This window comes from Streptomyces malaysiense (genome assembly GCF_000980885.2).
Classification (GTDB): domain Bacteria; phylum Actinomycetota; class Actinomycetes; order Streptomycetales; family Streptomycetaceae; genus Streptomyces; species Streptomyces malaysiense.
This window is the reverse complement of sequence record NZ_LBDA02000021.1, coordinates 1-10257: the sequence shown is the minus strand read 5'-3', so window position 1 is coordinate 10257 and position 10257 is coordinate 1. Positions and strand designations below refer to the sequence as shown.

The following is a 10257-nucleotide window of genomic DNA, read 5'->3' as shown; positions in this document are numbered from 1 at the left end:
CTCGGCGCCGTACTCGAATCCGCCACCGACAACCGCACCACCTTCACCGGTCGTCTCAGCCTGGACACCCACCCCTGGCTCGCCGACCACGCCGTCGCCGGCACCGTCATCCTCCCCGGCACCGCACACCTCGACCTCGCCCTCCACGCCGCCCACCACACCGGCCTCGACCACGTCGAGGAACTCACCCTCGAAACGCCCCTCGTCCTGCCCGAAACCGGCAGCCTCCACCTCCAGGTCACCCTCCAGGCACCCGACGACGACGGACGCCGCACCCTCACCATCCACACCCGGCCCACCGACGCACAGGACCAGTGGACCCAGCACGCCACCGGAATCCTGAGCGCACCCGACCGCGAAGACCGGGCGGCGTCGCACGTCACGCCGGTCCCCTGGTCGTCCGGCGACGCGGTGTCGCTGCCGCTCGCCGACTTCTACGACCGGGCGGCCGAGCGCGGCTACCACTACGGTCCCCGTTTCCAGGGGCTGCGATCCGCCCGCGTGCTCGAAGGACGGATCGAGGCGGAGGTCGCCCTTGCCGAGGACCTGCCGCTGGAGGGGCACCACATTCACCCCGCGGCGCTGGATGCCGCGCTGCATGCCGTGCTCGCTGCGACCGCTCGGGAGGATTCAGACGCCCAGGACGTGCGGCTGCCGTTCTCGTGGAACGGCGTGACGTTGCACGCTCACGGCGGGACGCACAGGCAACTGCGCGCCGTGATCGTCCCCGGTCCCGAGGGCACCATGTCGGTCGAACTCACCGACACCGACGGCGCTCCCCTCGCCAGCGTGCGGTCACTGGTGGTGCGGCCGGTCGATGTCGGAAAGCTCGGGGCCGGTGACACGGACGGCGACTGCCTCTACCGGCTCGGGTGGACGGAGTCGGCTCCGCCGTCGGGTACGGAGGTGCCAGAAGAGGCGTGGGCCGTCCTCGACGACGGTTCGCTGCCGAGGGCCGCGGGGCTCCTCGGCGACACGTACCCGGGACTGAGTGCCTTGACGGAGGCGCTCGCCACCGAGGGTTCCGCCGCTCCCTCCGTCGTCGTGGCCCTGGTGGGCGGTTCGGAGCGGAGTACGGATGCGGAACACCCCGCGGCGCGGACTCGGTTGGTGACGGGCCGGGTGCTCACGCTGCTGCAGGACTTCCTGTCCGACGAGGGGCTCTCCGGCAGTCGCCTGGTCCTGCTGACGGGTGACGCCACTGTCGTCGCGGCCGACGACGCGCAGACGGACCTGGCCGGCGCCGCCGTGTGGGGGCTGGTCCGTTCGGCCCAGTCCGAGCATCCCGGCCGGGTGGTCGTCGCGGATCTCGACGACTGCGACGCCTCGCGGGAGGTCCTGGCAGCCGCCGTCCGTCGGGCCGTGGCGGAGGACGTACCGCAGCTGGTGCTGCGGGAAGGCGTCGTCTCCGTGCCCCGGCTGGTGCCTGTCCCCGAGCCGGCCGAGCCGCCGGTCGCCCCCGTGCTCGACACGGAGGGGACGGTACTCGTCACCGGAGGCACCGGCACCCTGGGATCGCTCACCGCGCGCCACCTCGTGACGGCGCACGGCATCCGGCATCTGCTGCTGGCGAGCCGCAGCGGTGCGCGGGCCGCCGGTGCCCAGGAGCTGGAGGCCGAACTGACCGCCCACGGTGCGCGGGTGACGTTCGCCGCCTGCGACACGGGCGACCCCCGGGCACTGGCCGCGCTCGTCTCGTCGGTGCCGGCGGACCGTCCGCTGACAGCCGTCGTCCACACCGCGGGCGTCATCGACGATGCGGTGATCACCTCTCTCACCCCGGAGCAGATCGACGCCGTGATGCGTCCGAAGGCCGACGCGGCCTGGCACCTGCACGAGTTGACCAAGGACCTCGGTCTCGACGCCTTCGTCCTGTTCTCCTCGGCGGCGGGAGTGCTCGGCAGTCCGGGTCAGGGCGGGTACGCCGCGGCCAACACCTTCCTGGACGCACTGGCCGCGCACCGGCACGCGGCGGGTCTGCCCGCCACGTCGCTGGCCTGGGGCTACTGGGCCCGGACCAGCGGGATGACCAGCCGACTCACGGACACCGACCTCGCCCGGATGAACCGGACGGGCGTCATGCCCCTGGGCACCGAGCACGCCCTGGCACTGTTCGACGCCGCGTTGGGCTCCGGGTCGCCCGCGACCGTGCCGATCCGTCTCAGCCGTCCCGCGCTGCGCCGGCACGCGATGGCGGGGACCCTGCCCGCGGTGCTGGCGGGGCTGGTTCCGGAGGTGGCCGGCCCGGCGTCCCGTCACGACGGCGCGGACGAGCTGCGCGCACGCCTCGCGCGGCTGGAGGAGATCGAGCAGCGAGCCCTGCTGCTGGAGCTCGTCCGCGGCCAGATCGCGACGGTCCTGGGGCACTCCGGGCCGCAGGCCGTGGATCCGCACCGGGCGTTCCAGGACCTCGGTTTCGACTCCCTCACGGCTGTGGAACTCCGCAACCGGCTCATGGCGGCCACCGGACTGCGGTTGCCGGCCACCCTGGTCTTCGACCACCCCACCCCCACCGCTCTCGGTCAGCTGCTCCACCAGGAGCTGTGCGCCAAGGCCGGTCCCGACGAGGGGAGCGGGCTGAGCGACGAGGCGTTGCGGGACGTGATCGCGTCGATCCCGGCGCAGGCGTTGCGGCAGAACGGTCTCGTGGACGTGCTGCTGCGGTTGGCACGTGAGCACGGGGAGAGCGCGGCGACACGGCTGGCGGCGGGGGAGCAGGAGCGGGAGGAACGGGAGAACGAGATCAGGACGGCCAGCGCGGAGGACCTCATCCGCATGGCCCTGGCCTCGCCGGGGACGGACGAGGAAGTGGAGGGACCGAGCCCCGACGACGCCTCCTGACCCGGTGCCCCCTGTCCCGGTGCCTCCGGCGGGTGTCCGCAGGCGCCGGGGCGGGTGGCCCGGAAGGTGAACGTGAACGCGACGGTGGTGCCGGCCCCGAGGGGGCCGGCACCACCGTCGTGTGTGCGGCCTGGCCGGCGGCGGGAGACCGCGCGCCGCGGCGGATCAGGACCTGTCACACCTTCCCTTCCAGCACCGGCACGATCCGCGCCGGCGAAGGCTGGGCCCGGATCTCTTCCTGGAGGCGGGTCGCCGCGGCCCGCAGGTCGCGGTCTTCGAGGAGTGCGTCGGCGGCCGCGCGGATGTCGGCGGGCCCGGTGCGGCCGGGTTCCAGTGCCAGGCCGGCGCCCGCCTTGGCGAGCTGGGTCGCGTTGAGTCTGAGGTCGGCGGCGAGGGCGAGGACGGCCTGCGGTACTCCGCAGGCGGCAGCGGTGAGCGTGGTGCCGCCGCCGCCCTGGTGGATGATGGCGTCGCACTCCGGCAGCAGGACGTGCAGCGGTGTGCCGCTGGTGACGCGGACGTTGTGCGGCAGGGTGCCCAGGCGGTCGGCGTCGTCCGGTGCGAGGGCGAGGACGATTTCGGCGTCGCTCCCGGCGAGTCCTTCGATGACGCGGGGGACGAGGAAGCCCTCCGGTCCGGTCCTGCGGGTGGCCACCGTGCCCCAGGTGACGCAGATCCGGCGGCGGGGCCTGGGCTCCCGCCACAGCAGGTCGGGGACGGTGCCAGGGCCGTTGTAGGGCACGTAGCGGTACGGAACGCGGTTGGGCATTCCGGGCAGTTGAAGGCTGTCCGGCCAGGGGTCGAGGGTGCAGCCGGCGTACTCGGGCCGCGGCTGCGCGCCGAACCTGGCGAAGAGCCGGACCAGGGTCTCGGGCCACCTGTCGACGGGCATGCCGACGCCGGGGAATCCGACCTGGTGGCGCAGGTAGTCCGGAGCCCAGGTGTAGTGGACGAGCGGGATTCCGGTGACCTCCGCGGCAAGGGGAGCGGCGAGCATCATCGGGTCGGCGACGACGATGTCGGCGCGCCAGGTCCGCGTGAACCGCAGCAGCTCCTCGATCACGGCTTCGGCGATCCTGATCTGGCAGTCGCGCATCCGGTTGCGGATGCCTTCTCGTGCCTCGGGGGCGAGTGTGGCCATGAGGTCGGCGGTCAGGGGACGTCCGTAGGTCCGCATGTCGTCGCGCAGCAGTGCGGCCAGGTCCGTCTCGTGGTCGTAGCCGGCTCCCATGGTCACCGGGACGTGACCGGACTTCTGCACGACGTCGACGAGTGGTGGCTGAACGGCGACACGCACCTCGTGCCCGGCAGCCCGGCATGCCTGGGCGAGCGGGGCGACGGGCAGGTAGTGACTCGGCGAGGTGTGCGGTGCGAACAACACACGCATGGTGTCTGTCCCCTTCGATGAGGAGTCGGCCGGCAGGTGAGCGAAGCGCCGGTGCCGTGGGGGCACCGGCGCTTCGGCAGGGGCGTTCCGCCCGTGGGGCGGGATCGGGGGAGGGATCGGGGTCGGGGGCGGGGTCGGGGTCGGGGGCGTACGGTGGTCGCCCGGAGTCAGGTGATCCACGCGTCGGGCGCGGCCCCGCCCTTGCCGATCGGTGGGAAGAGCGTGTCGAGCCTCGTCAGTTCCTCCTGGGAGAGCCGGATGTCGAAGGCCCGCATCGCGCCGTCCAGTTGGCCGACGGTGCGGGGGCCGATGACGGGGGCGGTCACCCCTGGGCGGGAGAGCAGCCAGGCCAGGCCGACGTGGGCGGGGTCCTCTCCCAGCTCGGAGCAGAACTTCTCGTAGCCCTCGATGGCGTTCCGGTGTCGTTCGAGGGTGTCCGCGGCGCGTCCCTGGGCGGACTTCACCGCTGTGCCCTCGGACATCTTCCTGAGTACTCCGGCGAGCAGCCCCCCGTGCAGGGGTGACCAGGGAAGCACGGCGATCCCGTACGCCTGGGCCGCCGGGATGACCTCGAGTTCGGCGTGCCGGGTGACCAGGTTGTAGACGCACTGCTCCGAGGCGAGTCCGAGGAAGTCGCGGTGCCGGGCCGTCTGCTGGGCGGTGGCCAGGTGCCAGCCGGCGAAGTTGGAGGAGCCCACGTAGCGGACCTTGCCCTGGCGTGTCAGCGTCTCGAAGGCCTGCCAGATCTCCTCCCAGTGCGCGCCGCTGTCCATCTGGTGCATCTGGTAGAGGTCGATGTGGTCGGTGCGGAGGCGGCGCAGCGACGCCTCGCAGGCGGCGATGATGTGGTGGGCGGACAGGCCCTGGTCGTTGGGTCCGTCACCGACGGGGTTGCCGACCTTGGTGGCGAGGACGACGCTGTCGCGCCTGCCGTTGCCGCGCGCGAACCAGCGGCCGATGGTCTCCTCCGTGTAGCCCTTGTGCACCCGCCAGCCGTACATGTCGGCGGTGTCGAAGAGGTTGATGCCGTGTTCCAGTGCCCGGTCCATGATGGCGTGACCGTCGTCCTCGTCCACCCGGCCGCCGAAGTTGACGGTGCCGAGTGCGAACCGTCCGACCTTCAGCGCCGTGCGTCCGAGCCTGGTGTGGAAGTCGAGTGGGTGCATCACCCCTCCAGATAGCTGTCGACGGCGGTCCGGTAGTACTCCGGACCGAACCCGAGGGTGTCGTAGGCGGGGACGAGGCGGCGCAGCTTGTCCATGGACAGCGTGCAGGAGCTCCGGGCGCCGTCCAGGTAGTCGCGCCGGGCGGTGGCGCCGAGCCGTTCCTCCAGGTGGTCGATGATCCGGTCGACCGGTACGTCGTGCCCGGAGCCGATGTTGACGACCTGGTCCTCCACACCGCGGGACAGGAGCCCCTCGACGAGCGTGACGAAATCCGCCACGGCGAGGATGTCGCGGCGGGTGCCGCGGTAGACGGTCATCCGTCCGCTCCTCAACTGCCGTACGAGCGTGGGCACCAGCTGATGGCCGCGCTGCCCGGGGCCCACGACGTGCCCGAGGCGCAGGACGAGGTGGCGCACACCGGAGCCGCGCACCTCCTGTTCGAGTCTCAGCTTGTGCTCGCCGAAGGGGGAGATGGGCGTGACGGCGTCGTCCTCGACACCGCGGCACCCCTCGGCGCCGTACATGCCGGCGGACGCGGTGGAGAAGAAGACGAGTTGCCGTCCCTTGGTCCGGCACTGCCGGATCGTCTCCCGGACGAGTGCGTTCTCGCGTTCGTACTGCGTCAGTTCGAGGCCGGTGGTCGTCGAGACCCCGGCGGCGACGACCACCACGTGGGAGCGGGCCGCTTCCATCGTTCGCAGGTGGTGAGCGAGAAATCCGTCCCCGATGACTTCCATCGGCGAAGAGCTCCTGTCTTCCGGCGGTTCGCTGTGGTGGCGGGGCTGCCGTCGGCTGCCGGCCTCGCGTTCACCAGAGGCTGTGCAGGCAGGCGAGGAGACTGCGTGCTTCGATGTTGACGTAGTGCCTGTGCTTGAGGAGAGCCATGAGCTGGTGCACGGTGACCCAGCAGAAGTCGTCCGGCACCTCGGTCGGAAAGCCGTCGGGCGCCTCGATGACCTGGTAGCGCGTCTGCGCGTGGTGGAACCGGCCGCCCTCCTCCGACAGCACGGTGTCGAACCGCACCCGTCGCGGGTCGGCGGCGGCCACTTCTGCGTGGAAGGGTTCGTCCTCGGCGACGTCGGTCTCGGAGGTGCGCCGGACCGTCGGTCCCAGCTCGACGGTGTCCATGACGCCCGGCTCGGGGCGGGCCCGCACCAGTACGTGCAGGACCCCGTGGACGGATGTGGTGAGGAACGCGGCGAGTCCCGTTCCCCGCGGCGCGATCAGCGGCTGCGACCACTGGTTGATCTCGCGGTTGCCCGTCCGCACGCGCACCCCGATGACCCTGAAGCTGCGTCCTTCCTCGTCCTCGATGGCACTGCCGGAACGCCGCCAGTTCCTCACCTCCGCGAGCGGCACCAGGGACGTGTGCCAGTCGCAGCGTGTGCGCATCTCGGTGTGCCAGCTGAGGATCTCGACGTCGGTGTGCAGCGCCGTGCCGTTCACCGGGTCGTAGGAGCGGCACAGCGCCCGCAGGTAGGGGTCGTCGTGTGCCGGCAGGTGCCGGGGGGGCGCCGCGAAGCGCATGCAGGCCAGCACGGCCCGGGTGTCCATGTTGACCAGGTTCTCGACGCCGAGCAGCCGTCGTAGCTGCTGCGCGGTGACCCAGCGGTAGTCCTCGTGCAGCGGGACGTCCTCGGTCACCCTGACGACCATGTTGCGGTTGCGCTTGTGCCAGAACCAGGCGCCCTGTTCCGACTGGAGCGAGTCCACGAGGACCTGGCCGCCTCCGCCGCCGCGGAAGTACTTGAGGTACCGGGTGTCGGCCCCGCCGTGGACGCGCGTGTAGTTGCTGCGCGTGGCCTGTACGGACGGTGACAACTGGAGGGTGTTCACGTTCCCCGGTTCGATCTTCGCCTGTACGAGGAAGTGGGGCACTCCGCCGAATTCCCTGACCAGCAGTCCCAGTATTCCTATCTCGGACTGGTTGATGACGGGCTGGGACCAGGTTCCGTGGGTCTCGGATTCGACCCGGACTCCCTGCACCGCGAAGAACCGACCGCTCTCGTGGACGAGGTTGTCGCTGCCGCTCTGCGACTTCCAGCCGTCGAGTTCGCGGAACGGCACTTCTTCGACGGAGAAGAGTGCGGCGCGGCGGCGGTCCTCCCACCATTCCCCGAAGGTGGGCAGTGGCTGCGCCGCACGGTCCTCCGAGACGGCCGATCTGGTGAACTGCGCGGCGACGTAGGAGTCGGCGCGCCAGGTCTCGTCACCGGCGACGACGGTCATGTCGGTCATGCCGGTCCCCTCTCCATGGCCAGCTGCACGAACGTCAGGGCACCAGCAGCCCCTAAAGGTGCGGCAAAGCCGGGCCAACGCGCCGTCGTCCGGGGGTGTGCCGCGGTGCCCGCGCGCATCGAGCCGCCAAGGCGCGCGTTAGGTCGACTTAAGCGGTCCTGGCCAGCATGACTGCCCATGTGTGCTGCCCCTCCGTGAGCGGCGGTGCAGCGCTGAACGACCGTCGGCCGTGACCGCCGACGCCCCAGTGGACACCACGAGAGGAACGCCATGACCGACGCGCCCAAGGAAGAAGTCATCGCCATGATCGACATCAAGGAAGTGGTCCACACCAAGGTGACCCGCGACAAGCGCGAAGGCATGGGGGTGTGCGTGGAGTTCACCAACGACCTCTTCGACGAGAAGGGCAACAAGATCGGTACCTCGGTCGGTACCGGCGTGCTGTCCACCAACGGTGAGGGCGACGAGCACCGCTTCCAGTTGTTCAGCGCCACGGATCATCTGGAGGACGGCACGATCCTGTGGACGGGTGCCTGTCCTCACGACCCGTCGCAGATCACCAAGGAGCACTCGGTGCAGGCGGTCGGCACCAGCGGCCGGTACCTCGGCAAGACCGGGACGCGCCACTTCCAGTTCTACGACCGGCCGGACGGCGAGACCACGATCCTCAAGTCCTCGTTTTTCCTGCGGGGCTGAGAACTCCGGCAAGGCCTGTGCACTACGGGACCTCCCCGGCGTCCGCGCGGTGAGAGCAGCGGCCCGGGGAGGTCTTCTTCTTCGGATTTTGACAGCCGGCCCGGGGCGGTGTGGACGCGACCCGGAGCGACCGGTCGCCACGAAGCCACACGGAGCTCAGAATGGTTGCAACGCCCGAAGAACGGGTCATTGAGGCGCTACGTGCATCGCTGCTCGAGAACGAGGGGTTGCGGCAGCAGAACCAACGCCTGCTGCAGGCGGCGCAGGAGCCCGTCGCGATCATCTCCATGGCGTGCCGCTATCCCGGTGGGATCTCCTCGCCCGACGGGCTGTGGGAACTGGTGGCCTCCGGTGGTGACGCCATCTCCGCTTTCCCCGATGACCGCGGCTGGGACGAGGACCTGCACGACCCCACCCCCGGACAGGCCGGCCGGAGCCTTTCCGACCAGGGCGGTTTCCTCCCGGACAGCGGTGGTTTCGACGCGGACTTCTTCGGGATATCGCCGCGTGAGGCGCTTGCCATGGACCCGCAGCACCGGTGGCTGCTGGAATGCAGTTGGGAGCTGCTGGAGCGGGCCGGCATCCTCCCGGAGAGTCTCCGCGGCAGCGACACCGGTGTGTTCGCGGGCATCATGTCCAGCGACTACGCCATGCGGGTACCGCAGGACCCGGATGCTCAGGACGGTTACACGGGCAACGGCGGCGCGGCCAGCATCGCCTCCGGGCGCATCGCGTACACGCTGGGCCTGGAAGGCCCCGCGGTGACGGTTGACACGGCGTGTTCGTCGTCGTTGGTGGCGATGCACCTGGCCGCGCAGGCGCTGCGCAACGGCGAGTGTTCACTGGCCGTGGCCGGTGGTGCCACCGTACTGGCGACACCGACCGTGTTCGTGGAGTTCTCCAGGCAGGGGGGCCTGGCGCCGAACGGACGGTGCAAGTCCTTCTCGGCAGGCGCCGACGGCGCGGGTTTCTCCGAGGGCGTCGGACTCGTCCTGCTGGAGAAGCTGTCGGACGCGGAGCGCAACGGTCACCAGGTCCTGGCCGTGCTGCGCGGCTCGGCCGTGAACCAGGACGGCGCCAGCAACGGCCTCACCGCCCCCAACGGACCCTCGCAACAGCGGGTGATCCGGGCGGCTCTTGCCAACGCCCGCCTCACGCCGAGCGATGTGGACGCGGTCGAAGCGCACGGCACCGGCACCACCCTCGGCGACCCCATCGAGGCCCAGGCCCTGCTGGCCACCTACGGCCAGGACAGGCCCGCCGAACGCCCGCTGTGGCTGGGATCGGTGAAGTCCAACATCGGCCACACCCAGGCAGCAGCCGGCGTCGCGGGCGTCATCAAGATGGTCATGGCGATGCGCCACGGCGTCCTGCCGCAGAGCCTTCACATCGACGCGCCGTCTCCCCACGTGGACTGGGAGTCGGGGGCCGTGAACCTGCTGACCGAGAACACCGAATGGCCCGAGGCGGACCGGCCGCGCCGAGCAGGTGTCTCCTCCTTCGGTATCTCCGGCACGAACGCCCACGTGATTCTCGAGAGTCCGCCCGCCGCCGCCGCGGCGTCCGCTCCCGAGAACCTCGGCACACCACCGGAAACGGATGAGGACACCGGCACCGGCACCGGCACCGGCACACAGACGCGCGACGGGGAACCCGCCGCGCCTTCTGTCTTCGCGTGGCCGGTCTCGGCGAAGACCGAGACGGCCCTGAGTGCCCAGGCCGCACGCCTCCTCGACCACGTCCACCGGCACCCCGACCAGCACCCCGCAGCCATCGGCCACGCCCTGGCCACCACACGCACCCACCACCCCCACCGCGCCGTCATCCTCGGCCAGAACCCCGACGAACTCCACACCGCACTCGCCGCGCTGGCACGAGGCGAGGAACACCCCGACGTCGTCAGGGGCACCGCCGCCGCCCACCGGAAAA

At 71.0% G+C, this 10257-nt stretch carries 7 protein-coding genes; 3 read left to right on the top strand and 4 right to left on the bottom strand.

Going from position 1 to position 10257, the window contains the following annotated elements:
* Window positions 1-2841, top strand: a 2841-nt coding sequence (locus VT52_RS11295; protein WP_143070867.1) for a type I polyketide synthase, incomplete at its 5' end; no start/stop codon positions are given.
* Between the two features lie 175 nt (window positions 2842-3016).
* Here VT52_RS11295 and VT52_RS11290 read toward each other — a convergent pair.
* The 4 genes from VT52_RS11290 to VT52_RS11275 form a co-directional block, all read right to left on the bottom strand.
* Window positions 3017-4228, bottom strand: a complete 1212-nt coding sequence (locus VT52_RS11290) for a nucleotide disphospho-sugar-binding domain-containing protein (protein WP_071387427.1) — start codon at window positions 4226-4228, stop codon at window positions 3017-3019.
* Window positions 4229-4395: 167 nt separating this feature from the next.
* The gene (locus VT52_RS11285) at window positions 4396-5394 is read right to left on the bottom strand and encodes an aldo/keto reductase (protein WP_071387426.1); all 999 of its coding nucleotides are present in this window, start codon (window positions 5392-5394) and stop codon (window positions 4396-4398) included.
* Window positions 5394-6131 (bottom strand): NAD-dependent epimerase/dehydratase family protein, encoded by a 738-nt coding sequence (locus tag VT52_RS11280; protein ID WP_071387425.1) that lies wholly within the window; start codon window positions 6129-6131, stop codon window positions 5394-5396. Before VT52_RS11280 ends, VT52_RS11285 begins: the two co-directional genes overlap by 1 nt.
* A gap of 70 nt (window positions 6132-6201) precedes the next feature.
* Window positions 6202-7632 carry an NDP-hexose 2,3-dehydratase family protein gene (locus tag VT52_RS11275; RefSeq protein ID WP_240509714.1) on the bottom strand — a complete coding sequence of 477 codons (1431 nt, stop codon included), beginning with the start codon at window positions 7630-7632 and terminating at the stop codon, window positions 6202-6204.
* Window positions 7633-7902: 270 nt separating this feature from the next.
* On the opposite strand from VT52_RS11275, the gene VT52_RS11270 reads away from it, so the two are divergent.
* Together VT52_RS11270 and VT52_RS11265 are read left to right on the top strand one after the other, a co-directional pair.
* Window positions 7903-8328 carry an allene oxide cyclase barrel-like domain-containing protein gene (locus VT52_RS11270; RefSeq protein ID WP_071387424.1) on the top strand — a complete coding sequence of 142 codons (426 nt, stop codon included), beginning with the start codon at window positions 7903-7905 and terminating at the stop codon, window positions 8326-8328.
* 161 nt (window positions 8329-8489) lie between these two features.
* Window positions 8490-10257 (top strand): type I polyketide synthase (locus VT52_RS11265; protein ID WP_143070866.1); only part of this gene is annotated, 1768 nt, incomplete at its 3' end.